This window comes from Streptomyces sp. NPDC096152, from assembly GCF_044763235.1.
In the GTDB taxonomy this organism is placed as follows: domain Bacteria; phylum Actinomycetota; class Actinomycetes; order Streptomycetales; family Streptomycetaceae; genus Streptomyces.
In genome coordinates, this window is record NZ_JBIWFW010000008.1 from 301,061 (window position 1) to 325,301 (window position 24,241).

Below are 24,241 nucleotides of genomic sequence, written 5' to 3' on the forward strand. Positions count from 1 at the left end.
TCGCGACGGGCGGGGCGGCACGGGATACGTTGGTCCGCACACCGCGAGGAACCGACCGAACGGAGCCTGTGATGCCCTTCGCCCGACTGGCCTCAGCCACGACTCCCACCTGCCACATGGGCCTGGGGCTCGCCGCCGTCGGGCGCCCCGGCTACATCAACCTCGGCCGCGAGCGGGACCTCCCGGCCGACCGCACCGTCGACGCCCTGCGCGCGCGCACCCACGAACTCCTGGACGCCGCCTACGCGCAGGGCGTCCGCTACTTCGACGCCGCCCGCTCCTACGGCCGCTCCGAGGAGTTCCTCGCCGACTGGCTGCGCGCCCGTCCCGAGGCCGGCGACGTCGTCGTCGGCAGCAAGTGGGGCTACACCTACACCGCAGACTGGCGCACCGACGCCGAGCACCACGAGGTCAAGGACCACAGCCTCGCCACCTACGAGCGGCAGCGCGCGGAGAGCGACGAACTGCTCGGGGACCGGCTCGACCTCTACCAGATCCACTCGGTGACGCCGGACAGCCCCGCCCTCACCGACCAGAAGCTGCACGCCGCGCTGGCGGAGGCCGCCGGGCGGGGCCTCACCATCGGCTTCTCCACCAGCGGCCCCGCCCAGGCCGACGCCATCCGCGCCGCGCTCGCCGTGACGGTCGACGGCGAGCCCCTCTTCCGTGCCGTCCAGTCGACGTACAACGCCCTGGAGACCTCGGCGGGGCCCGCCCTGGCCGAGGCGCACGACGCCGGGCTCACGGTGATCGTCAAGGAGGGCATGGCCAACGGGCGGCTCGCCGGGCCGGACGCGCCCGAGGTGCTGCGGGCCGTGGCCCGGGAGACCGGCATGGACTGCGACACCGTCGCCCTCGCGCTGGTCCTGCACCGGCCGTGGGCGGGCGTCGTGCTGTCCGGCGCGGCCACCGCCGCCCAGCTCGCGTCCAACCTGCACGCCCCGGCCGTGGACCTCGACGAGGACCAGCTCGCCCGCCTCGACGCACTGGCCGAGGAGCCGCGCGCCTACTGGGAGCGGCGCGGACAGCTGCCCTGGCACTGAGCCCTCACCGCCCCACCCGCCCCCACCGCCTCTCACAGCTCCCGCCGCCCACTTCACCGTCTCCCGTCTCCACCGTGAGACGGGCGCGCCTTTTTTGAGACATGAATGTCTCACATGGGTTACCCTTGTCTCATGGCCGTCGACCGTGACCGCGTGCTGCGCAGCGCAGCCGCCCTGCTCACCCGGAAATCCACCGCCACCATGGACGAGGTCGCCAGGGCGGCCGGGATCAGCCGGGCCACGCTGCACCGCCACTTCGCCGGGCGCGACGCGCTCGTCCGGGCGCTGGAGTCGCTCGGCATCGCCGAGTGCGAGGCCGCGCTCGACACGGCCCGCCTCGACGAGGGACCGGCGGGCGAGGCCGTACGGCGTCTGGTGCGCGCGATCGAGCCGGCCGCCGGGCTGCTCGCCTTCCTCTACACCGAGAACCAGCTCTTCGAGGGCGAGGAGCAGAACGCCGGCTGGACCCGCATCGACGACCGCGTCGCGGCCCTGTTCCGGCGCGGCCAGGCGGCCGGCGAGTTCCGCATCGACCTCACCCCGGCCTGGCTCACCGAGGCGCTGTACGGCCTGCTGGCCTCCGGCGCCTGGGCCGTGGCCGAGGGCCGCGTTGCCCCCAAGGACTTCACCCACATGATCGTCGAGCTGCTGCTCGGCGGAGCCACACGAAGAGAGGAACCATGACCAGCACCCTGCGGCCGGCGACGGTGACGGAGGCGGAGAGGCGTCCGGGCCGCTGGCTCGCGCTCTCCGTCCTCGTCCTGGCCGTGCTGCTGGTGGCCGTCGACGCGACCGTCCTCGGCCTCGCGACCCCCTACATCAGTGAGGACCTGAAGCCCTCCGGCACCCAGCTGCTGTGGATCGGCGACGTCTACTCGTTCGTCATCGCCGGTCTGCTCGTCTCCATGGGCAGCCTCGGCGACCGCGTCGGCCGCAAGCGCGTCCTGCTCGGCGGTGCCGCGGCGTTCGGCGCGGTCTCCGTCCTCAACGCCTACGCCACGACGCCCGAGCTGATGATCGCGGCGCGGGCGCTGCTCGGCGTCGCGGGCGCCACCCTGATGCCCGCCACCCTCGCCCTGATCCGCAACATCTTCCCCGACCCGCGCGAGCGCAGCCTCGCCGTCGGCGTCTGGGGCGCGACCGCCTCCGCCGGTACGGCCGTCGGCCCGGTCGCCGGCGGATTCCTGCTCGAACACTTCTGGTGGGGCTCGGTCTTCCTCATCAACCTGCCCGTGATGGCGGTCCTCGTGCTCGTCGGCGTCCGGACGCTGCCGGAGTCCCGCAACCCGCGCCCCGGCCCCTGGGACCTGCTGAGCGTGGCGCTCTCGCTGGCCGGCGTGATCGGCGTCGTGTACGCGGTGAAGGACGCCGCAGCCCACGGGCCCACCCCGGTGGCCCTCGCCGCCGGACTGCTCGGCGCGGCCGCGCTCCACGGATTCGTGCGCCGCCAGCTCACACTGCCGGTGCCGCTGCTGGACATGCGGCTGTTCCGCGACCGCGGCTTCAGCGGCGCCGTCCTCGCCGACCTCCTGACCGTCCTCGGCATGTCCGGGCTGGTCTTCTTCCTCTCCCAGTACCTGCAACTGGTGCAGGGCAGGGCGCCGTTCGAGGCGGGGCTGGCCGAAGTGCCCGCCGCCGTCGGCGCGGTCGCCGCGGGTCTGGTCGCCGGCCGCGCGGCCCGCCGCTTCTCGGTGCGGGCCGTGGTCTCCGGCGGACTCGCCGCGGTGGGCCTGGCGCTGGCCGCGCTGACGACGCTGAGCGCCTCGACGGGCTACCCGCTCCTGGGCGCGGTCCTGCTGGTGGTCGGCGTGGGCGCCGGTTTCTCCTTCACGGTGACCGCCGACGTCATCCTGGCCGGAGTCCCCAAGGAGCAGGCGGGCGCGGCCTCCGCGGTCTCCGAGACGGCGTACGAACTCGGTGCCGCCCTCGGGATCGCCCTGCTCGGCTCGATCGTGACCGGCGTCTACCGCGGCTTCCCCGGCCCGCCCGGCACCCCGGCCCAGGCCCGCGAGTCACTGGGCGGTGCCGTGGAGGCGGCGTCGGCCCTGCCCCGGCCCACCGCGGAAGCGCTGCTGACGGCGGCCCGCGACTCCTTCGTCCACGGCCTCCACCTGGCCTCGGGCGCCGGCGCGGCGGTCCTCCTGGCGACAGCGGCGGCGGCATGGTTCCTGCTGAAGGGCCGGCGCCTCGAAGAAGCGCCCTGAGTCAGGCGTGCCCCAAAGGGGCGCGGGGAACTGCGCGCTCAGCCACAGATCACCCGCACCCGGAAGACGTCGGTCCCCCGACGGCGCAGTCCCGCCCGACCGCCGGAGGCCTACGCCGCTTTCGCCTTCGTGGCGTACATGTCCACGTACTCCTGCCCGGACAACCGCATGACCTCGGTCATCACCGAGTCGGTCACCGCCCGCAGCACATACCGGTCCCGGTCCATCCCCTCGTAGCGGGAGAACTCCATCGGCTCGCCGAACCGGACGGTGACCCGGCTCGGCCGCGGCATCCCCGACCCGCCGGGCTGGATCTTGTCCGTGCCGATCATGGCGAACGGGACGACGGGGGCCCCGGTCATCAGTGTCAGCCGCGCGATGCCGGTGCGCCCCCGGTACAGGCGGCCGTCGGGGGACCGGGTGCCCTCGGGGTAGATGCCGAAGATCCGGCCCTCCTCCAGGATCCGCCGGCCGGTCATCAGCGCCGCGACGCCGCCCTTGCCGCCGTCGCGGTCGACCGGGATCATGCCGACGCCGGTGAAGAACCAGGCCATCAGCCGGCCCTTGAGGCCCTTGCCGGTGACGTACTCGTCCTTGCCGATGAAGAAGACCTGACGGTCGCAGACCAGCGGCAGGATCATCGAGTCGATGAACGTCAGATGGTTGCCGGCCAGGATCACCGGACCGTCGCCCGGGATGCGCTCCGCGCCCTCCACCCGTGGGCGGAACATCAGGCGCATGATCGGACCGAGCACTGCCTTGATGAGCGCGAAGCGGGACAACGGGCCCTCCGGTGTCAAGGGATTCGGTATGAGTCTGTGCAGGTGAGGACGATACTCGCGGCCCAGGGCGGATTGCACATCGGGCTCACCACGTCTTACGCACTGTTGACGCATGTTTACCTGCGACGGCACTGCGTAGCGCCCCGGAAACCGGGACGGAACGATGTGACGGAGGTCGCGCGCGCCGCGCCGGCCGCGTCCCCTTCCGGGTTCCCCGCCCGGCCCCGGTCATGCCGACGGTGCGTCACCCGCCGTGCCGCTCACGACATCCGGCGTCACCCCTGTGTTCGGCTCGAGGTCTCCCTCATGTCATGCGCACCCCCCTACCATCGGCCCGCACCACCCACGACACGACGGGCAGGAGACGGTCATGGCCACGCAGGGGTCGGACGAACAGGTACACGCGACCGGACGGCGGGCGCTGCTCGGCGCGGCGGTGCTCGGCGCGGGCGGCGCGGTCCTCGGGCTGCCGGGCGCCGCGCGGGCGGCGGGCGGCACCACGGCCGGGTCGGCGGGCGGCGGCCTGAAGAGCCTGCCGGTGCCCACGATCATCGGCCACCGGGGCGCCAGCGGCTACCGGCCGGAGCACACCTTCGGCTCGTACGACCTCGCCCTGGACCTGGGCGCGCACATCGTCGAGGCCGGTGACCTGGTGCCCACCAAGGACGGTCACCTGGTGTGCCGGCACGAGCCGGAGATCGGCGGCACCACGGACGTCGCCGACCACCCGGAGTTCGCCGACCGCAAGACCACCAAGACCCTCGACGGGGTCCCCACCACCGGCTGGTTCACCGAGGACTTCACGCTGGCGGAGCTGAAGACGCTGCGCGCGGTCGAGCGCATCCCGGCGAACCGCCCGCACAACACCCTCTACAACGGGCGCTGGGAGATCCCCACCTTCGAAGAGGTCCTGAAGTGGCAGGACGAGCAGACCCGCAGGCGCGGCCGGCAGGTCTGGATCTACCCCGAGACCAAGCACCCCACCTACTTCCGCAAGCTCGGCCTCGGCCTGGAGGAGCGGGTCGCCCGGCTGCTGCGCAAGCACGGCAAGGACGGGAAGGACGCGCCGGTCATCATCCAGTCCTTCGAGCCGAGCAGCATCCAGCGCCTGAACCGGCTCGTCGGCAACCCGCTCGCCGTGCTGCTCTCCGGCGCCGACAGCCGTCCCTACGACTTCGTCGAGGCGGGCGACCCGCGCACCGTGGCCGACCTCATCACCCCCAAGGGCCTGAAGGAGATCGCCTCCTACGCCCAGGGCATCGGCCCGACCTTCGACCTGGTCATCCCCAAGGACAAGGACGGCAACCTCACCACGCCCAGCTCGCTCGTCCGCGACGCGCACGCGGCGGGCCTGGTCGTGCACCCGTGGACCGTCCGCAACGAGAACCCCTTCCTGCCGCCGAAGTTCCGCAGGGGCACGGACCCGGACGCCTACGGTGACGTCTTCGGCGTCTTCCGGGCGTACTTCGCGACCGGCGTCGACGGCGTCTTCACCGACAACGCGGACACCGGTCTGCTGGCCCGCGAGGACTTCGTCAACGGCTGAGAGACCCGGCCCCGGTTGGGGTGAAACGACGGCCGCTCCGGCAACCCGCGCCGGGGCGGCCGCGTCGTGCCGCATATGACGCACGACCTGCTCACCGCCCTGCGCCCGCTGCTCGCCGCCGAGGCGTCGGCCGAGGCGTACGCGTCCGGATCCGAACCGGGCGACCTGGAACAGGCGGTCTGGGTCCGGCTGCTGGAGCACCTGGAGGCGGGCGGCCCGCCGCCCGATCCGCAGGGCTGGCTGCGCCGGGCCGTGCGCATCGAGGCGCGCCGCACCCGCCGCACGGTCCGGCTGGAACTGCCGTACGGCCTCGAACCCGCCGACGACCACGAGCGCACCCCCGAACACCTCGCCCTGGCCGCCTCCCGGCGGCATGCGCTGCGCGACGCGGTGCGCCGGCTGCCGGGCCGCTGCCCGCGGCTGCTGGAGGCGCTGCTGTCGCCGCGGGACCTCACCTACCGGGAGATCGCGGGGGAGTTGGGTATCTCACAGGGCAGCCTCGGTCCGGAACGTTCCCGATGCCTGGGATGTCTGCGGCGATTGCTCACCTCGGAGGTTGCGGCCCGCGAAGCGCGGGGATAGAAGTCGGGAACGACAGCGGATCAGGTGAGCGGGAGGCGTGCGCACATGGGCATGAGCGTGACCATCTCTGCGGCGACCGAGCAGGACGCGGAGCAGATCTTCAGGTTGCAGTACCTGTGCTTCCAGAGCGAGGCGGCGCTCTACGGCAACTACCGCATCGACCCGCTCGTCCAGAGCCTGGACTCGGTCCGCGGGGAGGTCACCGAGGACTGCGTGTTCGTCGCGCGGCTCGGCGAGGAGGTGGTCGGCTCGGTGCGGGGCAGCCTGACCGGCGACGGCGCCGCCTCCATCGGCAAGCTCTGCGTCCACCCGCGCCTCCAGGGCCACGGCATCGGCGCGCGGCTGCTGCGCGCGGCGGAGGCGGCGCTGGCCGGGGAGCGCGGGGCCACCAGGTTCCGGCTGCACACCGGTCACCGCAGCGAGAGCAGCCTGCGCCTGTACCGGCGCGTGGGCTACCAGGCGGTGGGCACCTCCCAGGGCGAGGACGGCGTACCGATGATCGTCCTGGAGAAGCCGGCCGGCACCTACGTGGCGACGGCGTAGCGGATCAGACGGCGTCCGGCTGCCGCTTCTCGGCCCTGCGCAGCCAGTACAGCGCCGAGACCGGCAGCAGCACCGGAATGAAGAGGTAGCCCATCCCGTAGTCCGACCACACGGTCGCGTCGGGGAAGGCGGACGGCTCGACGAGCGTCCAGGTCCCGACGACCAGCACCCCCGCGAGTTCGGCGGCGCAGCACACCAGCGCCGCCCTGCGCGCCCGTTCGCCGCCGCGGACCAGCGAGTAGGTGATGAACCCGTACACCAGGCCCGCCAGCGCGGAGAGGGTGTAGGCGAGCGGCGCCCGGTCGAACTCGGTGGCGATCTGGAAGACGGAGCGCGACACCGCGCCGACGACCATCACCCCGTACAGCCAGACGAGCAGCATCCCCGGACCGCTGATCAGCCGCGTCCGCTGCGGCTTCTGCTGCGTGGTCGCCATCTCACCCTCCCCAGATGTCGTAGAGCCGCACTTCGAGGACGGCGAGGACGACACCGCCGGCCGCGGCCGTCACCGAGCCCCAGCGCGTCCGCTCGGCCAGCGACATGAAGCCGGCCGCCGGGACGCACGCGAAGGCGCCCAGCAGATAGGCCACGAAGATCGCCGTCCCCTGCTCCGGCTTCCCGCCCCGCGCCAGCGCCACGATCCCGATCACCAGCTGCACCGTGGCCAGCAGCGTGACCACGGCCATCCCGATGAAGTGCCAGTCCTTCGTCGGCTGGTCGCGGTAGGCCGCGAAGCCGCACCAGGCGGCGAGCAGCAGCGCGGCGACGCCGGTCACCAGCGTCAGGGCATCAAGCATGGTGCGACCTTATTACGGCCCAAATACCCCGGTGTCCCCGGCCCCGGCACGTGCCCCCCGGGGGTACGTGCCGGGGCTCCGGGGGCTGGCACCGCGGTCGTGGTGTCGGCCACAGCCCCGGGTCGCCCCTCGCGCGCGGGGGAGCGGCGCAAGTCCCGGTGCCTGCCGCGTCCTTGCTGGTCACGGGCGGGCGGAGGCGGCGACCCGGCCCGGGCCGCGAGGTGTCCACGCGTGTCCATCATGCGGACAGCAATGCCGGGCCGGCACCGTCGGTCTGCTTTACTGCTCGCATGACCACGACGAGCGACCGCATCCCTGCGACCGAGGCGACGATGACGCCCGGTGCTCGTTGTCTGTGTCCAGTGCGTCGAATGTGCGCCTGCTAGAGGGCCCCCGCACCACCTGAGCCTCGCGCCCCGAAGCGAGAGCCCGCTCGTGTCCACCGCCGTGCCCGGCGCGGACGACCGAGCTCCCTCCCTCACCGCCGGAACGGCGTGAGGGGACTCCCATCACGCGCACGTTTCCCGCCGTCTTCCGCGTCCTGCCGGGAATCGTGCCGCGTTCTGGCTGCCCACGACCATGAACGCCGTGCGCCGGTGCCCACGACGCGCCGCGCACTCGACAGTGACGGAAACCCCACGTGATCACGACAACGGGCCTGACCAAGGTCTACCGCTCACGCGGCCGCGAGGTCACCGCCCTCGACGGCGTCGACCTGCAAGTCCGCGAAGGCGAGGTGTTCGGCGTCATCGGCCAGTCCGGCGCCGGCAAGTCCTCGCTCATCCGCTGCGTCAACCTGCTGGAACGCCCCACCTCCGGCACGGTCACCGTCGCCGGCCAGGACCTCACGGCCCTCGCCGGGCGAGGCCCCCGCGCCGGCCGGGAACTCCGCCGGGCGCGCAGCCGTATCGGCATGGTCTTCCAGCACTTCAACCTGCTGTCCTCGCGGACGGTCCAGGACAACGTCGAACTGCCGCTGGAGATCCTCGGCACCTCGGGGCGGGAACGTTCCCGCAAGGCGCTCGAACTGCTCGACCTGGTCGGCCTCGCCGACAAGGCCCGCGCCTACCCCGCCCAGCTCTCCGGCGGGCAGAAGCAGCGCGTCGGCATCGCCCGCGCCCTCGCCGGCGACCCCAGGGTGCTGCTGTCCGACGAGGCCACCAGCGCCCTGGACCCGGAGACCACCCGCTCGATCCTCCAGTTGCTGCGCGACCTGAACCGGCAGCTCGGCCTGACCGTCCTGCTCATCACGCACGAGATGGACGTCGTGAAGTCGGTCTGCGACTCGGCCGCGCTCATGGAGAAGGGCCGCATCGTCGAGTCCGGCACCGTCGGCGAACTGCTCGCCACCCCGGGCTCGGAGCTGGCCGCCGCGCTGTTCCCGGTGGGCGGCGAGGCCTCCGGCGCCGACCGGACCGTCGTCGACGTCACCTTCCACGGCGAGGCCGCCACCCAGCCGGTCGTCTCGCAGCTCGCGCGCACCTACAACATCGACGTCTCCATCCTCGGCGCCGCCCTCGACACCGTGGGCGGTCTCCAGGTCGGCCGGATGCGCGTCGAACTGCCCGGCCGCTACGAGGACAACGTGGTGCCGATCGGCTTCCTGCGCGAACAGGGACTGCAGATCGACGTCGTGAACGACCCGGCCTTCGAGGCCCCGCTGGTGAAGGAGGGGGCCAAGTGACCTGGTCCGAGATGCAGCCGCTGCTGTCCCAGGCGTCCGCGGACACCCTCTACATGGTCGGCTGGTCCACGCTCGTCGCCGTCGTCGGCGGACTCCCGCTCGGCATCCTGCTGGTCCTCACCGACCGGGGCGGGCTGCTGCAGAACCTGCCCGCCGCCAAGCTCATCGGGCAGGTCGTGAACGTCGCCCGCTCGATGCCGTTCATCATCCTGATGGTCGCGCTGATGGGCTTCACCCGCTCGATCACCGGCACCACCATCGGCCGCGAGGCCGCGATCGTGCCGCTGGCCATCGGCGCCATCCCCTTCTTCGCGCGCCTGGTCGAGACGGCCGTGCGCGAGGTGGACGGCGGGCTCGTCGAGGCCGTGCAGGCGATGGGCGGCAACACCTGGACCGTCGTCCGCAAGGTGCTCGTGCCCGAGTCCCTGCCCTCGCTGATCTCCAGCGCCACCACCACGGTCGTCGCCCTCATCGGCTACTCCGCGATGGCCGGCACGGTCGGGGCCGGCGGCCTCGGAGACATCGCCATCCGCTACGGCTACCAGCGCTTCGAGACCCAGCTGATGTGGATCACGGTGGCGATTCTCGCCGTCGTCATCTCGCTCATCCAGTTCGCCGGCGACTTCGCGGCCCGCTCCCTGCACCACCGCGGCGGCCGCTCCGGCCCGGCGCCGAAGCTGCGGCTGCTGAAGGCGAAGGAGCCCGCGGCCGCCGACGTCGGCAAGGTCGCCTGACCCCCCCAGAACTCCCCGTCCCACCCACGACGGGGTCGCACCACCCCGAAGGAAAGGCACTTTTCGTGCGTAACACCGCCAAGATCACCGCAGCCGTCCTCGCCACCTCGGCCCTCACCCTCGGGCTCACCGCCTGCGGCGCGGACAGCGAGAACTCCGCCTCCGACACCAGCGGCCCGCTGGTCGTCGCCGCGAGCCCGACCCCGCACGCCGAGATCCTCGACTTCGTCAAGAAGAACCTGGCGAAGAAGGCGGGCCTCGACCTGGAGGTCAAGGAGTTCACCGACTACGTCACGCCGAACACGGCGACCGAGGACGGCTCCGTCGGCGCCAACTACTTCCAGAACCAGCCGTACCTCGACGACTTCAACAAGAAGAACGGCACCCACATCGTGCCCGTCGTCACGGTGCACCTGGAGCCGCTCGGCCTGTACTCCCACAAGGTCAAGAAGGCCGACGCCCTGAAGAGCGGTGCGACCGTCGCCGTCCCCAACGACACGGTCAACGAGGCCCGGGCCCTGAAGCTCCTCGCCGCCAACGGACTCATCACCCTCAAGAGCGGCGTGGGCACCGAGGCGACCCCGCGGGACATCACCAAGAACCCCAAGAACCTCAAGTTCAAGGAGCTGGAGGCGGCCCAGACCCCGCGCTCCCTGGACGACGTGGACGCCGCGGTCGTCAACGGCAACTACGCCATCTCCTCGGGCCTGAAGCCCGCCCAGGACGCCCTCGTCCTGGAGTCCGCCAAGAACAACCCCTACGGCAACTTCCTCGCCGTCAAGAAGGGCAGCGAGAAGGACCCGCGGGTGCTGAAGCTCGCCAAGCTGCTCACCTCGCCCGAGGTCAAGAAGTTCATCCAGGACAAGTACGCCGGCTCGGTCATCCCCTCCTTCTGAGCACGGCCGGTACCGCCGGCTCGTGCCTGACGGCTCGTCACGGCGTATCGCCACGCACGGGGTCCGCACCCTCACGGGGTGTGGACCCCGTGGTGCGGTGCGATGCTTGCATGCTGCATGCTGGGCAGTTCAGCCTGGCCCTGAAGGTTCACCGAAGGTTACGGAGCGGCGCATGACTAGCACCTTCCCCAACATCTCCATCAGCACGGAGCGGTTGGTGCTGCGTCCCCTCGACGAGGACGACGTCCCCGCCCTGGCCGCGATGATGAACGACGAACAGGTCGCCGCCTGGACCGACGTCCCCCAGCCCTTCACCGAGGACGGCGCCCGCACCTGGATCACCGAATACGCACCCACCGAACGCGCCGAGGGCCGCGGCCTGGACTTGGCCGTCACCGAGTTCCTCACCCAGCGCCTGGTCGGCGTCGTGCAGCTGACCAAGACCAGCTGGCACATCCGCTCCACCGAGCTGTCGTACATCGTCGCCCCCTGGGCCCGCGGCGAGGGCTACGCCTCCGAGGCGGCGCTCGCCACCGCCCGCTGGCTGTTCCAGGACCAGAAGTTCGAGCGCGTCGAACTGCGCACCGCCGCCGACAACACCGCCTCCCAGCAGGTCGCGCAGAAGATCGGCTGCATCAGCGAGGGCGTCCTGCGCAACGCCTGCATAGCCCACGTGCGGACCGAGGACGGCGGCTGGACCGACGTCCGCACCGACTTCATCGTCTGGAGCCTGCTCCCGGAGGACCTGGAGGGCGCGGGGGACGGCCTCTCCGGCTCGGACGGTTTCACGTCGTTCCCGGAATGGAGCTGACCGGACGGGAACCGCGGCGACGCGGCACGGCCGGGGCCACGCCGTACGACGCGACGGGGTACGCTCACGGGGCCCGTACGGGCGGCCCCTGACGACCTGCGCAAACCCCCTGGAGACTGACGACGATGGCCGACCGGGTCACGGTGATCGGCTGGGACGGCTCGCCGCTGACCGAAGCGGCACGCGGCGCGCTCGGCGCCGCCACCCTCGTGGCCGGCGCCGCCCACCATCTGGCACTGCCCGAGGTGCCCGGCACGGCCGAGCGGATCCGCCTCGGCAGCCTCGACCTCGCCGCCCGCCGCATCGCCGCCCACCGCGGCACCGCCGTGGTGCTCGCGGACGGCGACCCCGGCTTCTTCGGCGTCGTACGGACCCTGCGCGCCCCGGAGTTCGGCCTCGAGGTCGAGGTCGTCCCCGCCGTCTCCTCGGTGGCCGCCGCCTTCGCCCGCGCCGGGATGCCCTGGGACGACGCCCAAGTGGTCGTCGCACACAAGCGCACCCTGCGACGCGCGGTGAACGTGTGCCGCGCCCACAGCAAGGTCGCCGTTCTGACCGCCCCCGGCGCCGGGCCCGCCGAACTGGGCCTGCTCCTCGACGGAGTCCACCGCACCTTCGTCATCTGCGAGGAACTGGGCACCGAACGGGAACGGGTCACCGTCGTCACCTCCGACAAGGCCGCCGACCACGTCTGGCGGGACCCGAACGTGGTCATCGTCATCGGCGGCCCGGCCGCCGGCGGCGACGGCGGCTGGATCGCCGGGCGCGACCCCGCCGCCGGACCGCGCGGCTGGACCCAGCCCGCCGAGGTCTACGGCGGCGTGTTCGGCGAGGGAGAAACGGATCTGCTCCGGGCCGCCCAACTCGCCCGCCTCGGACCGCGCGTCGGCGACCTGGTCTGGGACATCGGCTGCGGCGGCGGCGCGTTCGCCACCGAGGCCGCGCGCGGCGGCGCCGCCGTCATCGCCGTCGACCGCGACCCGGAGTCCTGCGCCCGCACCGAGTCGGCCGCCCGCCGCTTCGGCGTCCACCTCCAAGTGGTGCACGGGACCGCCCCGCACATTCTGGAGATCCTGCCCGAACCGGACGTCGTCCGGATCGGCGGCGGCGGCGCGGCCGTCGTCTCCGCGGTCGCCGACCGGCGCCCGCAGCGCATCGTCACGCACGCCGCGACCCGGGACGAGGCCGAACTCGTCGGCCGCGACCTCACGGAGCACGGGTACGAAGTCGAGTGCGCCCTCCTGCAGTCCGTCGAACTCGACACGCGGGCCTGGACGGAGAAGGAACGGAGCGTTGCCTTCCTGCTCAGCGGGGTACTTCCCGACCGCTCCCCGTGATCGGGTCGTCGTACCGCCCGGGGTAGGCTGGCCGATCGTTGTACCGCATGGGGTGGTCCGGAACTTCGTTCGCCAATGTCCGGAAACCCCGCCCGTTTTGAGGTGAGTGTGGTACGGCAGAACCGGAGGACGCGCAACGTGGCGCAGTCCACAGCGGACCGACACGGATCAAGCTGTCGTGGCGGCGGCACGCCCGCGACAATGCCACTCAATGGCTTTGTCGTCTTTTACGGGCGGGTCGTTCGTGCCGCTGGGCACGCACGCTCGTTCTTCACTGCGGGGCGGTCGGTGCGCCGTTCCCGGTGAGCTGGTCGCAGAAGCACTTAACCGATGGGCGAGGGGTACGCATGACCGACACCGGCCAGGTCCCGGCCGAGGGACTGCCGGAGAGCGCAGGCATGGTGGAGCAGCCGGGCGTCCCCACGCACGGTGCGTCGTACGCCTACCTCTCCGAGACCCCGGCCGAGGACGAAGACCTGCTGCTGCCCGGCTCGCACGGCGCGTGGGGCAACGAGGTGCCGCCGCCCGCCCCGGAGCCGGTGGTCGAGGCCGTCCACGAGCCGGGTCCGCACGAGTTGTCCGGCCGTGACAGCGGCTCCGTCGACCTCGGCGGTGTCCTGCACCCCAACCCGGCGTACGCGCCGCCCGCCGCGCCGGCGGCCCCGCGACGTCCGCTGCACCTCGGCCCGCCGATCCCGGACACCTCCGCCAGCCCGGTCCGTTCCCTGGCCGACCGGGGCCCGGCGGGCGCGCCGGTCCGGCCCGGCCCGGCGACGATCGGCCCGGAGTACCTCGAGGCCCAGCAGGCGCGCGAGACCGCCTCGCAGGGTGTCGCGCCCCTGGGCGCGTACGTCCCCACCGCGGGGGTCGCCCCGGCACCGGTCGGCGCGCAGGTCCCGGCTGCGGAAACGGTTATTCCGGAGGGTGGCGCGGAAGCGGGCGGACCGGCCCAGGCCGCCCTGGCCCGCCTCGCGACCCAGACGTCCGCCACCGGTCCCGCCCCGACGGCCACGGCCGCCACGGCTTACGACCCGGAGACCGGCGCGCCGGTGACACCGGGGGCGGACGGCGGTGCGCGGGCGGTGCAGGGCGGCGACGGCGCGCACCCGGTCTCCGGCACGGACGGCGTGCAGGCGGTGCCGGGAACCGACGGTGCCGCGTCGGCGGTGCCCGGTGTGGCCGGTGCGTCCGCGCTACCCGGTGTGGACGGGGGCGCGGCGGTTCCCGGAGCGGTCGGCGATGTACGGACGCAGCCCGGGGTGGGCGACGGTGCGCAGGCCGTGCCGGTGGTGGACGGCGGTGCTCAGGTGCTTCCGGGTGCCGACGGAGCCGAGCCGGTGGCGCCCGGTGCGGACGCCGCCGCGACGGTGGTGCCCGGTGCGGACGGTGCACAGGTCTCCGGCCCCGGTCAGGGGCCCGAGGGGGGTCTCGCTCCGGAGGACGCGCACGCCTCCCCGCCGGGCCAGGAGCCGGAAGGCGGCCACGCCGTGCCCGGCGGGCAGGAGCCCGCGGCCGACGCCCCGCCCGAGAACACGGGCGCGGCGACGGCCGGGGGCGTGCCCGCCGCCGACGCCGACGTGACACTGGACGGCGCGCACGCCGGACCGGCCCCGGACGCGGTCGCGCCGGGCACGGAGACCGGGCAGGTCCCCGCGGCGGCCCGGAACCCGGACGGCGCCGTGCCCGACGGGGCGTCGGAGACCGGTGCGGCACCGGCCGCCGCGAACGCCGAGGTCGCCGGTGCGGATCCGACCGAGATCCCGGCCGCCGCCGAGGCGGGCCCGTCCCCGGACGCGGTCCCGGCCGACTCCGGTGAGGCTCCCGACGCGGTCACGGCCGCACCCGCCGCCGATCAGGGCCAGGGCCAGATTCCGGACCAGGCCGCCGCCGGACCGGAGCAGCACCTGGACCCGGCCGCCGCCGAGGGCGCTCAGGCGCCGGAGGCCGTCCGCGCCGCGCAGATCCCGTGGGACCACGAGGCCGCGCCCGCCGCCGAGCCCGGCCAGGGCGCCGCCGAGGGCGCTCAGGGCATCCAGGACACCCAGGGCGCCCAGGACCCGCGGGCGACCGGGGCCGCAGCCGACTCCGGCACCCCGCAGACCCCCGTTCCAGTCCCGGACGCGCCCGCTGACACGCCCGTGCCGGCGGCCGCGGACGCCGACCCGGCGCGGACGCCCGCCGAGGGCACCGCGATTCCCGCCGAGGGTGTCCCCGCGTCTCTCGACGCGGAGGTCCCCCAGCGGTCGGCCGACGCGGGACCCGGCACCCACGAGCCGCAGCCCGCGCAGGCCCTGCCGGCGGAGCAACCGCAGGGCGCGGACGCGGTCACCGCCGTTCCCGCGGCCCACCTCGCGGACGGCGCCGTACCGGGGGAGGACCCGGCCGCGCTGCCGGAGCCGGACCCGCACCTCCCGCACTTCTCGCAGCAGTCCGCCCTGGAGGCCGCGATCGCCCGTGACGCCGCCAAGGCGGTGGACCCCACCTCGTCCCCCGGGCCCGCGCAGGCGGACGGGCTGCCGCAGCCGGCACCGCCCTCCGAGGCGGGCGAGGCCGGCGCCGCCGACTCCGCCGTCCCCGGCGCGCAGGACCAGGACGCCCTCACCGACGCCCAGCAGGCCGTAGCCGCGGCCCCCGGGGATCCGGCCGGCATCCAGGCGGTGCCACCGGCCCAGTTCACCGAGCCGGGCACCGCCGAGCCGGGCACCGCCGAGCCCGGCACCGCCGAACCGGCCGGCCCCACGGTCACGGCCGACGGCGTCCCCGCGGCCGCCGCCCAGCCGCCGGAAGAGCCGGCCCACGCCGAGGACCCCGGCCAGAGCGCGCCCCTCCCGGCCGGCGTGCCGCTTCAGGCGCAGCCGGGCCAGCCGCTGGGCCGGTTCGTGCCGGTGGAGGGCTCGGTGCCCACCGCCCCGCACCTGGCCCCGGCGCCGCCGCACCCGCTCGTCGTCCCGGCCGAGCAGCTCGCCGGGCAGGCCGCGGAGCCCCCCACGGGCCCCGCGGAACCCGTCGTCACCCTCCCCGCTCCCCGCGGGGCGGACACCGTCCCCGCCGCGCCCGGCGGGGACTCCCGGATCGAGGTCGTGCAGCACGCGGACGACCTGGACACACAGGTCGCCGACCAGGAAGAGAGCACGGCCGCAGTGGCAGAGGAACGACAGCCGACCGGTCCCGCCGCACCCGGCTACGACGACGCCGAGCGCGAGGCCGTGCTCAAGGTGATGCGCGAGCGCCGCGACATCCGCAACGGCTTCCGCAACGACCCCATCCCGCACGAGGTGCTGCTCCGCGTCCTGGAGGCGGCCCACACGGCGCCCTCCGTGGGCCACTCGCAGCCCTGGGACTTCGTCGTCATCCGCTCGGCCGACACCCGCCGCGCCATGCACGAACTGGCCATGCGCCAGCGCGAGGCGTACGCGAAGTCGCTGCCGAAGGGCCGCGCGAAGCAGTTCAAGGAACTGAAGATCGAGGCCATCCTCGACACCCCGGTGAACATCGTCGTCACCGCCGACCCGACCCGCGGCGGCCGGCACACCCTCGGCCGCCACACCCAGCCGCAGATGGCGCCGTACTCCGCCGCGCTCGCGGTCGAGAACCTCTGGCTCGCCGCGCGTGCCGAGGGCCTCGGCGTCGGCTGGGTCAGCTTCTTCGACGAGCGCGAGATGGTCCGCGCCCTCGGCCTGCCCGAGCACCTGGAGGTCATCGCCTACCTGTGCGTGGGATACGTCGACGAGTTCCCGGACGAGCCCGAGCTGATGCAGGCCGGCTGGTCCAAGCGCCGCCCGCTGTCGTGGGTCGTGCACGAGGAGACGTACGGCCGTCGCGCGCTGCCCGGCGAGGACCCGCACGACCTGCTGGCCGAGACCGTCTCCCAGATCCGCCCGCTGGACGCCAAGGCGCTCGGCGAGGCCTGGGAGCGGCAGAAGCGGATGACCAAGCCCGCGGGCGCGCTCGGCATGCTGGAGATCATCTCCGCGCAGCTGTCCGGCCTGTCCCGCCAGTGCCCGCCGCCGATCCCGGAGCCCGCGGCCGTCGCGATCTTCGCCGGCGACCACGGCGTGCACGCCCAGGGCGTCACCCCCTGGCCGCAGGAGGTCACCGCGCAGATGGTGGCCAACTTCCTCGGCGGGGGAGCGGTCTGCAACGCGTTCGCCGGCCAGGTGGGAGCCGAGGTCTGCGTCGTCGACGTGGGCGTCGCCGCCGACCTCCCGGCCACCCCGGGCCTGCTGCCCCGCAAGGTCCGCGCGGGCACCTCCGACATGACCGCCGGCCCCGCGATGACCCGCGAGGAGGCCAAGAAGGCCATCGAGGTGGGCATCGAGACCGCCCGCGACCTGGTCGCGGCGGGCAACAAGGCGCTGCTCACGGGCGAGATGGGCATCGCGAACACCACGGCGTCCGCGGCCCTGATCTCCGTCTTCACCGGCGCGGACCCTGCCGAGGTCACGGGCCGGGGCACCGGTATCAACGACGAGACGCTGGCCCGCAAGACCGAGGTCGTCCGCCGGGCGCTCGAACTGCACCAGCCGGACGCGGCGGACCCCATCGGCGTCCTGGCCGCGCTCGGCGGCTTCGAGCACGCGGCCATGGTGGGTCTGCTGCTCGGCGGCGCCTCCCTGCGCACCCCGGTGATCCTGGACGGTGTCAGCGCCGGCGCCGCCGCGCTGGTCGCCCGCGCCATCGCGCCCGAGGTCCTGGCGGCCTGCATCGCGGGCCACCGCAGCGCCGAGCCGGGTCATGTCGCCGCCCTCAACAAGCTGGGCCTGCGCCCGCTGGTCGACCTCGACCTGCGCCTGGGCGAGGGCACGGGCGCGTTGCTGGCACTGCCGCTGGTGCAGAGCACCGCGCGGGCCATGCACGAGGTCGCGACGTTCGACTCGGCCGGCGTCACCGAGAAGTGAGCCGGCGGCCGCGCCCGGCGGGTACGCCCTCCCGCGTGCCCCCGGCGCGGCCGTACGCTGAAACCGCCTCTAAAATCCGCATGTCAGGGCTGCTCCAGCGCCGTAGCGCCCATGCGTACCGCCCGGACGAGGAGCCGCACCGCACATGGCCGAACACCCCGCCTACCCCGTAGGTCTCCGTCTGACCGGCCGCCGCGTGGTCGTCGTCGGCGGCGGCCAGGTCGCCCAGCGCCGCCTCCCCGCACTCGTCGCCGCGGGCGCGGACGTCGTGCTCGTCTCCCCGGAGGCGACCCCCTCCGTCGAGGCGATGGCGGACGCGGGCGAGATCGCCTGGACACGGCGCCGCTACGAGGACGGCGACCTCGCGGACGCCTGGTACGCCCTGGTCGCCAGCGACGACAGCGAGGCCAACGCCCGTGCCTCCGCCGAGGCGGAGCGCCGGCGGGTCTGGTGCGTCCGCTCCGACGACGCCGACGCGGCGACCGCCTGGACCCCGGCCACCGGGCACAGCGAGGGCGTCACGGTGGCCGTGCTCACCACCGAGGCCAAGGGGCGCGACCCGCGCCACACCGCGGCCGTCCGCGACGCGGTCGTCGAGGGCCTGCGCGACGGCACCCTGGTCGCCCCGCACTTCCGCACCCGCACCCCGGGCGTCGCCCTGGTCGGTGGCGGACCCGGCGACCCGGACCTGATCACCGTGCGCGGCCGCCGCCTGCTCGCCGAGGCCGACGTCGTCATCGCCGACCGCCTCGGCCCGCGCGACCTCCTCGCCGAACTCCCGCCGCACGTCGAGGTGATCGACGCGGCGAAGATCCCCTACGGCCGCTACATGGCCCAGGAGGCCATCAACGCCGCCCTGATCGAGCACGCCCGGCAGGGCAAGTCGGTGGTACGCCTCAAGGGCGGCGACCCCTACGTCTTCGGGCGGGGCATGGAGGAGCTGCAGGCGCTGGCCGAGGCCGGCATCCCGTGCACGGTGGTCCCCGGCATCTCCAGCTCCATCTCGGTCCCCGGCGCGGCGGGCATCCCCGTCACCCACCGCGGGGTCGCCCACGAGTTCACGGTGGTCAGCGGCCATGTGGCCCCGGACGACGAGCGTTCCCTGGTCGACTGGCCGAGTCTGGCGAAGCTCACCGGCACGCTGGTGATCCTCATGGGCGTCGACAAGATAGGCAGGATCGCCGAGACGCTCGTCGCGCACGGCAGGTCCCCGGACACCCCGGTCGCCCTGGTCCAGGAGGGCACGACCGCCGCCCAGCGCCGGGTCGACGCCACCCTCGCCACGGTCGCCGAGACCGTGCGCGCCGAGGACGTGAGGCCGCCGGCCGTCATCGTCGTCGGAGAGGTCGTCGCGGTCGGCCCCGGACAACCGGGTAACCCCGGGTGAACAGCCCCCACCGAGCCGTTGGCACCGCACCGCACCCAGGACGAGGCAGTATCACTCCGTGGCCGATCTCATCACCATCGAGGACCCCGACGACCCGCGCCTGCGCGACTACACGGGCTTGACCGACGTCGAGCTGCGCCGCAGGCGCGAACCGGCCGAGGGCCTGTTCATCGCCGAGGGCGAGAAGGTCATCCGCCGGGCCAGGGACGCCGGGTACGAGATGCGCTCGATGCTGCTGTCGGCCAAGTGGGTCGACGTCATGCGGGACGTCATCGACGAGCTCGCGGCCCCGGTCTACGCGGTCAGCCCGGAGCTCGCCGAGCGGGTCACCGGCTACCACGTGCACCGCGGCGCGCTCGCCTCCATGCGGCGCAAGCCGCTGCCCACGGCGGGCGAACTGCTGCGGACCGCGCGCCGGGTCGTGGTGATGGAGGCGGTCGACGACCACACCGACATCGGCGCGGTGTTGCCATCGGATCTACAGGAGCGTGCTGATCAACGTCGTATTGCGATCTTCGAGGACATCGTTGATCACGCCAATCTGGGTGCGGCCTTCCGCAATGCGGCGGCTCTGGGAGTGGACGCCGTATTTCTCACCCCGCGCTGTGCCGACCCCCTCTACAGGCGGGCCGTGAAGGTGTCCATGGGGGCTGTCTTCACCGTCCCGTACGCCAGGTTCGAGTCATGGCCGCGTGACGCCGACGTCGTCCGGCAGCACGGCTTCGTGCTCGCGGCCCTCTGCCTCTCGGGGAGTTCCATCACCATCGACGAGCTCGCCGACCGCCGTTACGAGAAGCTGGCCCTGATGCTGGGCACAGAGGGGGAAGGGCTGTCGGCCGGCGCGCTACGGGCCGCCGACGAGCATGTGCGCATCCCGATGGATGCCGGTGTCGACTCCCTGAACGTGGCCGCCGCCTCGGCTGTCGCCTTCTACGCCACCCGGCCGAGGTCTGACTGACCCCGGAGGACGAGGATCACGCGTCCGATCGTTTCGACGGCACACGGAACGAGAACTCCCCGCGGCCGGCCCGTTTTTCGTCCCGTGGGGGGTACATGAGCGCCGAACCCCACTGGAGAGCGGCGTCAGGAGTGCTATGCGTGTCAAGGTCGGATGCTTCAAGACCAGGTCACTCAGGAGACGCCTGCACCGCTGTGCCCGTGAGGTGTTCGGCTGGGAGAGCCTGCGCCCGTCCCAGCTCGCCGCCATGACGGCCGTGATGGAGGGACGCGACACCGTCGTGGTGATGCCGACGGGTGCGGGGAAGTCCGCCGTGTACCAGGTGCCGGGTGTGCTGCTTGAGGGGCCGACCGTCGTGGTCTCCCCCCTGATAGCGCTCCAGCGGGACCAGGTCGCCCATCTCGCCCGTATCGAGGGATCCGACGCCTCGGCCGTCAACTCCGCGCAGCGCGCACGGGACAACGAAGCCGTGTGGGAGCGCGTACGCGAAGGCAGTCTGGACTTTCTGTTCGTCTCGCCCGAGCAACTGGCGAAGGACGAGGTGGTGGATCAGATCGCCGCGGCCGCTCCCGCGCTGATGGTGGTCGACGAGGCGCACTGCGTGTCCTCGTGGGGATACGACTTCCGGCCCGACTACCTGTCCCTGTGCCATGTGCGCGAACGCATCGGCCGGCCTCCGCTCCTCGCTCTCACCGCCAGCGCGGCGGCCCCCGTGCGGGCGGACATCGTGGAGCGGCTCGGCATGCACGAGGCGTGCGAGGTGGTCGCGGGGTTCGACCGCCGCAACATCACGCTGGAGGTCGTACGGCACCGGGAGAACGCGGAGAAGCGCCGGTGGGTGGTGGAACGGGCCGCGGCCGAGGCCAAACCGGGCATCGTCTACGCGGGAACGCGGCGGGAGACCGAGGAGTACGCGCAGGAACTGTCGGCGCTCGGATTCGACAGCGCCGCCTACCATGCGGGGCTGACGGCGGCTGAGCGCTCCCGGACGCACGACCGCTTCCGGGACGGCGAACTCGACGTGGTCGTCGCCACCTCCGCGTTCGGGATGGGCATCGACAAGCCGAACATCCGCTTCGTGCTGCACGCGTCGGTGCCGGGTTCCCTCGACACCTACTACCAGGAGATCGGCCGGGCGGGCCGTGACGGGGAACCGTCGAGGGCGATCCTCGCGTACCGGCCCGAGGACCTCGGCGTGCAGCGGTTCCGGACGGGCGCTCACCCCGACCCGGAGGCGCTGGGCGGGCTGATCGACACGGTGCGCGAGCACCGGGGACCGGTCACGGCGACCGCTCTGCGCGAGCGCACCGGGCTGTCCCAGACGCCGCTGACGTCGATGCTGCACCTGCTGGAGGAGGCCGGAGCCGTGACGACGGAGAAGCGCGGCGGCGTCCGGGCCGTGCCCGGAGCGCGGCGGGACGTGTGCGTCCGCGAGGCGATGCGGATCGCCTCCGCCCGTGTCGACCTGGAGCGTTCCCGCGTGGAGATGATGCGGGCGTACGCGGAGACGAACGGCTGCCGCCGGCGCCATATGCTCGGGTACTTCGGTGAGAGTCTGGCAGAGGGTGACTGCGCGGGCTGCGACACATGCACCCGTAGACAGGAGTTGAAGGAGGCCCCCGTCCGGACAGGAGACATCTTGTCCGGTACGGGCCCTGACCCGCTGGAACCCGTGGCGGCCGACGGCGCCTTCCCGCCCGGGACGCGGGTGGGGCACAGCACGTGGGGCGAGGGTGAGGTGATGAGCGAAGAGGGGAACAGGATCACGGTTCTGTTCGAGAGCGTGGGCTATCGCACGCTGTCCCTCCCCGCCGTCCAGGCGCGAGGCCTGCTGACGCCGGTGCCGTCGGCCGCGACGAGGGGCTGACGCCGCCTCGACGTCGTCGGCACGCGTTCCGGCGCTCCCACGGCGACCCCACGTCGACTCGCTCAACGTGGGCGCCGCGACCGCCGTCGCCTTCTACGCGGTGGCGACCGGCCGTCCCCGCACCTGAGACCGGCGCGCCGGACCGGCGGCTGCGGCGCGGGCCCGAACGTGCCGGAGCGGCGCGGGCCCGAACCGCCGAACTTCTCGAACCCCTCGTGATCGAGGGGACGGAGAGTCGCTCCGGGTCACTCGCCGGCGGCGGCCGGCCGCGCGTCCGGTACCGGCCGGCCCGGCCGGGCGTCCCACGCTCCCCGCCGCTCCGGCTCCTGCCGTACCTGCTCCTGCCGTACCTGCTCCAGCTGTACCCGGTCCCCGCCGCCGTCGCCGCCGAGGCCGCGCGCCGGTCCCTGGCAGCCCTGCGCCACCGCGATGCCGAGCGCGACCAGCAGCGTCACCACCACGAACACGAACAGCCGCTGGCGCAGCAGCCGCGGGTTGGCGGGCCGCCGCCCCGTCGACGTGTTCCGCGGCCCCGGCCGACCGGTGCCAGCGCGCACGGGACGGCTGCCCGAGCGGGAGCCGCCCCGGGGCGCCGGCGTCGACCGCGTTCCGCCCGTACGGGACGCCGTGGAGCTCCCGCGTGCGGCGCTCCCGCCCCGGGACGCGCCGCCCGCGCGCGACGGGGTGCCGGCCCGGGAGGACGGGACGGAGCCGCGCGGAGCGGGAGTGCCGGGAGAGCCCTGCGGGCGCCGCTGCCCCCGCTGCTGCTCCGGCTGGCCGGCCCGCTGCCGGGCGGAGAGGCTGCCGCGCTGGTTGTCCGGGTAGGTGTCGACGAGCCGCCCCGTCGGGCGGTCCGCCTCGGCGGAGCGCGGCGCGGGCGGGCGCAGGTCGTTCAGGTCCTGCGCCTCCCGCGCGGCGATCTCCTTCAGCCGCAGCGACAGCTGCAGCGTGGTCGGCCGTTCCTCGGGGTCCTTCGCCAGACAGGCCCGGACGAGCGGGGCCAGCGCGTCCGGCACGCCGTGCAGGTGCGGCTCCTCGTGCACCACGCGGTAGAGCATGACCTCGGAGCTGCCGTGCCCGAAGGGGGAGTCACCCGTCGACGCGTAGGCCAGGGTCGCCCCCAGGGAGAACACGTCGGTCGCCGGGGTGACGGCCGCGCCGCGCACCTGCTCCGGGGCGAGGAACCCGGGGGAGCCGACCGCGGTGCCGACGTGGGTGAGCGTCGAGGCGCCGGTGGCCCAGGCGATGCCGAAGTCGATGATCCGCGGGCCCTTGGGGGACAGCAGGATGTTGGACGGCTTCAGGTCCCGGTGCACGACCCCGGCCTCGTGCACGGCCACCAGGCCCTCGGACAGGGCGGCCCCGATGCCGGCCACCTCCGCCGCGCCGAGCGCGCCCTCGCCGGCGACCTTGTCGTGCAGCGAGGGGCCGGGCACGTACTGGGTGGCGAACCACGGCCGGTCCGCGTCCAGATCCGCCGCGACGAGCCGCGCCGTGCACCCGCCCCGGATCCGCCGGGCCGCGGAGACCTCGCGGGCGAACCGCGACCGGAACTCCTGGTCCTCGGCCAGGTCCGGCCGGATGACCTTGAGGGCGACGCGCTGGCCCTTGCGGTCGGAGCCCAGGTAGACCACGCCCATCCCGCCCGCGCCCAGCCGTCGGTGAAGCCTGAACGAGCCGACAACACGCGGGTCCTCGCGCCTCAGGCGCATCATCGCCATGTTCATCCCCGCTGCCCGGTCCCTGTGACGAGCCACAGCTTACGTTTCCGGGGCCGTCCGCGCGCAGAGGCCGCGCCCTCTCGTCCCGAACGATTGTGACCGCCGCACGGTGCGGCTGAAGTGCGGTCAGGAAGGCGGCCGGTGGCCGGTCTTGAGGAAGTGTCGGAACTCAACCGCCGCCCGCACACGGGTGGTTGATCACGCCGTCGGCCGTGCCATGGCGCCGGTCGGGGGCGCCGCGGCCCCGGTGCGCGGGTGCGCGGCCGCGGCGGGCGGAAGGCGCCGTGGCGGGGAGTCCGAGGTGCACCGGAATGCCGGGGAAGTGAGCGAAGTCACGCACGCCCCCGGCCGGACGGAGCGGCAGGGCCGGGGCGCATCGGGCACCCCTTCGGGGAAGACCCGGAGATCGGGCGGCGCGTCTCCACCCAGGGGAGTAGTCCCGGCGTCACGGCTC

Annotated in this window: 19 protein-coding genes; 15 read left to right on the plus strand and 4 right to left on the minus strand. The window is 73.7% G+C overall.

Annotated features, from left to right (window positions below; all coding sequences use genetic code 11):
• Window positions 1-71 precede the first annotated feature (71 nt).
• The 3 genes from ACIQ9G_RS27230 (at window position 72) to ACIQ9G_RS27240 (ending at window position 3,247) form a co-directional block, all read left to right on the plus strand.
• Window positions 72-1,043 (plus strand): aldo/keto reductase, encoded by a 972-nt coding sequence (locus tag ACIQ9G_RS27230; protein WP_403614432.1) that lies wholly within the window; start codon window positions 72-74, stop codon window positions 1,041-1,043.
• A 132-nt stretch (window positions 1,044-1,175) separates the two neighbouring features.
• Window positions 1,176-1,727: a TetR/AcrR family transcriptional regulator gene (locus tag ACIQ9G_RS27235; RefSeq protein ID WP_403614434.1), complete on the plus strand. Its 552-nt coding sequence runs from the start codon at window positions 1,176-1,178 to the stop codon at window positions 1,725-1,727.
• Window positions 1,724-3,247, plus strand: coding sequence for an MFS transporter (locus tag ACIQ9G_RS27240; RefSeq protein WP_403614436.1), 1,524 nt, complete (start codon window positions 1,724-1,726; stop codon window positions 3,245-3,247). Before ACIQ9G_RS27235 ends, ACIQ9G_RS27240 begins: the two co-directional genes overlap by 4 nt.
• 110 nt (window positions 3,248-3,357) lie before the next feature.
• Here the strand turns inward: ACIQ9G_RS27240 and ACIQ9G_RS27245 are convergent, their stop codons facing one another.
• Window positions 3,358-4,029 (minus strand): lysophospholipid acyltransferase family protein, encoded by a 672-nt coding sequence (locus tag ACIQ9G_RS27245; protein ID WP_403614439.1) that lies wholly within the window; start codon window positions 4,027-4,029, stop codon window positions 3,358-3,360.
• Window positions 4,030-4,399: 370 nt separating this feature from the next.
• Here ACIQ9G_RS27245 and ACIQ9G_RS27250 point away from each other — a divergent pair, with 370 nt between their 5' ends.
• The 3 genes from ACIQ9G_RS27250 to ACIQ9G_RS27260 all read left to right on the plus strand — a co-directional run bounded on the left by ACIQ9G_RS27250 (window position 4,400) and on the right by ACIQ9G_RS27260 (window position 6,700).
• The gene (locus ACIQ9G_RS27250; RefSeq protein WP_403614442.1) at window positions 4,400-5,575 is read left to right on the plus strand and encodes a glycerophosphodiester phosphodiesterase; all 1,176 of its coding nucleotides are present in this window, start codon (window positions 4,400-4,402) and stop codon (window positions 5,573-5,575) included.
• A gap of 75 nt (window positions 5,576-5,650) precedes the next feature.
• Window positions 5,651-6,157: an RNA polymerase sigma factor gene (locus tag ACIQ9G_RS27255; protein ID WP_403614445.1), complete on the plus strand. Its 507-nt coding sequence runs from the start codon at window positions 5,651-5,653 to the stop codon at window positions 6,155-6,157.
• 45 nt (window positions 6,158-6,202) lie between these two features.
• Complete coding sequence (locus ACIQ9G_RS27260) at window positions 6,203-6,700, plus strand: GNAT family N-acetyltransferase (RefSeq protein ID WP_403614448.1); 498 nt, start codon at window positions 6,203-6,205, stop codon at window positions 6,698-6,700.
• 4 nt (window positions 6,701-6,704) lie between these two features.
• On the opposite strand, the gene ACIQ9G_RS27265 is transcribed toward ACIQ9G_RS27260, so the two are convergent.
• A complete protein-coding gene (locus tag ACIQ9G_RS27265; protein WP_403614452.1) occupies window positions 6,705-7,136 on the minus strand; it encodes a hypothetical protein in 432 nt (143 codons plus the stop codon).
• A gap of 1 nt (window position 7,137) precedes the next feature.
• Entirely contained in the window at window positions 7,138-7,497 is a 360-nt protein-coding gene (locus ACIQ9G_RS27270) for a hypothetical protein (RefSeq protein WP_403614455.1), read from the minus strand.
• Window positions 7,498-8,137: 640 nt separating this feature from the next.
• On the opposite strand from ACIQ9G_RS27270, the gene ACIQ9G_RS27275 reads away from it, so the two are divergent.
• The 9 genes from ACIQ9G_RS27275 (at window position 8,138) to ACIQ9G_RS27315 (ending at window position 22,066) form a co-directional block, all read left to right on the plus strand.
• Window positions 8,138-9,181: a methionine ABC transporter ATP-binding protein gene (locus tag ACIQ9G_RS27275; RefSeq protein ID WP_403614458.1), complete on the plus strand. Its 1,044-nt coding sequence runs from the start codon at window positions 8,138-8,140 to the stop codon at window positions 9,179-9,181.
• Window positions 9,178-9,915 (plus strand): methionine ABC transporter permease, encoded by a 738-nt coding sequence (locus ACIQ9G_RS27280; protein WP_403614461.1) that lies wholly within the window; start codon window positions 9,178-9,180, stop codon window positions 9,913-9,915. Before ACIQ9G_RS27275 ends, ACIQ9G_RS27280 begins: the two co-directional genes overlap by 4 nt.
• Before the next feature lie 65 nt (window positions 9,916-9,980).
• Complete coding sequence (locus ACIQ9G_RS27285; protein WP_403614463.1) at window positions 9,981-10,811, plus strand: MetQ/NlpA family ABC transporter substrate-binding protein; 831 nt, start codon at window positions 9,981-9,983, stop codon at window positions 10,809-10,811.
• Window positions 10,812-10,983: 172 nt separating this feature from the next.
• The gene (locus ACIQ9G_RS27290) at window positions 10,984-11,622 is read left to right on the plus strand and encodes a GNAT family N-acetyltransferase (RefSeq protein ID WP_403614465.1); all 639 of its coding nucleotides are present in this window, start codon (window positions 10,984-10,986) and stop codon (window positions 11,620-11,622) included.
• A 125-nt stretch (window positions 11,623-11,747) separates the two neighbouring features.
• Window positions 11,748-12,956, plus strand: coding sequence for a precorrin-6y C5,15-methyltransferase (decarboxylating) subunit CbiE (cbiE, locus tag ACIQ9G_RS27295; protein ID WP_403614468.1), 1,209 nt, complete (start codon window positions 11,748-11,750; stop codon window positions 12,954-12,956).
• A 347-nt stretch (window positions 12,957-13,303) separates the two neighbouring features.
• Window positions 13,304-17,854 (plus strand): nicotinate-nucleotide--dimethylbenzimidazole phosphoribosyltransferase, encoded by a 4,551-nt coding sequence (gene cobT / locus ACIQ9G_RS27300; protein WP_403614470.1) that lies wholly within the window; start codon window positions 13,304-13,306, stop codon window positions 17,852-17,854.
• Window positions 17,855-17,999: 145 nt separating this feature from the next.
• On the plus strand, window positions 18,000-19,241 hold the full coding sequence (cobA, locus tag ACIQ9G_RS27305; protein ID WP_403614473.1) for a uroporphyrinogen-III C-methyltransferase: 1,242 nt from the start codon (window positions 18,000-18,002) through the stop codon (window positions 19,239-19,241).
• Window positions 19,242-19,299: 58 nt separating this feature from the next.
• Window positions 19,300-20,199, plus strand: a complete 900-nt coding sequence (locus ACIQ9G_RS27310) for a TrmH family RNA methyltransferase (protein WP_403614476.1) — start codon at window positions 19,300-19,302, stop codon at window positions 20,197-20,199.
• Between the two features lie 136 nt (window positions 20,200-20,335).
• On the plus strand, window positions 20,336-22,066 hold the full coding sequence (locus tag ACIQ9G_RS27315) for a RecQ family ATP-dependent DNA helicase (protein WP_403614478.1): 1,731 nt from the start codon (window positions 20,336-20,338) through the stop codon (window positions 22,064-22,066).
• A gap of 245 nt (window positions 22,067-22,311) precedes the next feature.
• On the opposite strand, the gene ACIQ9G_RS27320 is transcribed toward ACIQ9G_RS27315, so the two are convergent.
• On the minus strand, window positions 22,312-23,793 hold the full coding sequence (locus ACIQ9G_RS27320; protein WP_403614481.1) for a protein kinase: 1,482 nt from the start codon (window positions 23,791-23,793) through the stop codon (window positions 22,312-22,314).
• Window positions 23,794-24,241: the final 448 nt, after the last annotated feature.

Coding starts and splice junctions, on each gene's coding strand:
- ACIQ9G_RS27240 (WP_403614436.1), top strand. CDS start 1,724: ATGACCAGCACCCTGCGGCCGGCGACGGTGACGGAGGCGGAGAGGCGT.
- cobA (WP_403614473.1), top strand. CDS start 18,000: ATGGCCGAACACCCCGCCTACCCCGTAGGTCTCCGTCTGACCGGCCGC.
- ACIQ9G_RS27270 (WP_403614455.1), bottom strand. CDS start 7,497: ATGCTTGATGCCCTGACGCTGGTGACCGGCGTCGCCGCGCTGCTGCTC.
- ACIQ9G_RS27230 (WP_403614432.1), top strand. CDS start 72: ATGCCCTTCGCCCGACTGGCCTCAGCCACGACTCCCACCTGCCACATG.
- ACIQ9G_RS27235 (WP_403614434.1), top strand. CDS start 1,176: ATGGCCGTCGACCGTGACCGCGTGCTGCGCAGCGCAGCCGCCCTGCTC.
- cbiE (WP_403614468.1), top strand. CDS start 11,748: ATGGCCGACCGGGTCACGGTGATCGGCTGGGACGGCTCGCCGCTGACC.
- ACIQ9G_RS27260 (WP_403614448.1), top strand. CDS start 6,203: ATGGGCATGAGCGTGACCATCTCTGCGGCGACCGAGCAGGACGCGGAG.
- ACIQ9G_RS27315 (WP_403614478.1), top strand. CDS start 20,336: ATGCGTGTCAAGGTCGGATGCTTCAAGACCAGGTCACTCAGGAGACGC.
- ACIQ9G_RS27265 (WP_403614452.1), bottom strand. CDS start 7,136: ATGGCGACCACGCAGCAGAAGCCGCAGCGGACGCGGCTGATCAGCGGT.
- cobT (WP_403614470.1), top strand. CDS start 13,304: ATGACCGACACCGGCCAGGTCCCGGCCGAGGGACTGCCGGAGAGCGCA.
- ACIQ9G_RS27255 (WP_403614445.1), top strand. CDS start 5,651: ATGACGCACGACCTGCTCACCGCCCTGCGCCCGCTGCTCGCCGCCGAG.
- ACIQ9G_RS27290 (WP_403614465.1), top strand. CDS start 10,984: ATGACTAGCACCTTCCCCAACATCTCCATCAGCACGGAGCGGTTGGTG.
- ACIQ9G_RS27250 (WP_403614442.1), top strand. CDS start 4,400: ATGGCCACGCAGGGGTCGGACGAACAGGTACACGCGACCGGACGGCGG.
- ACIQ9G_RS27320 (WP_403614481.1), bottom strand. CDS start 23,793: ATGAACATGGCGATGATGCGCCTGAGGCGCGAGGACCCGCGTGTTGTC.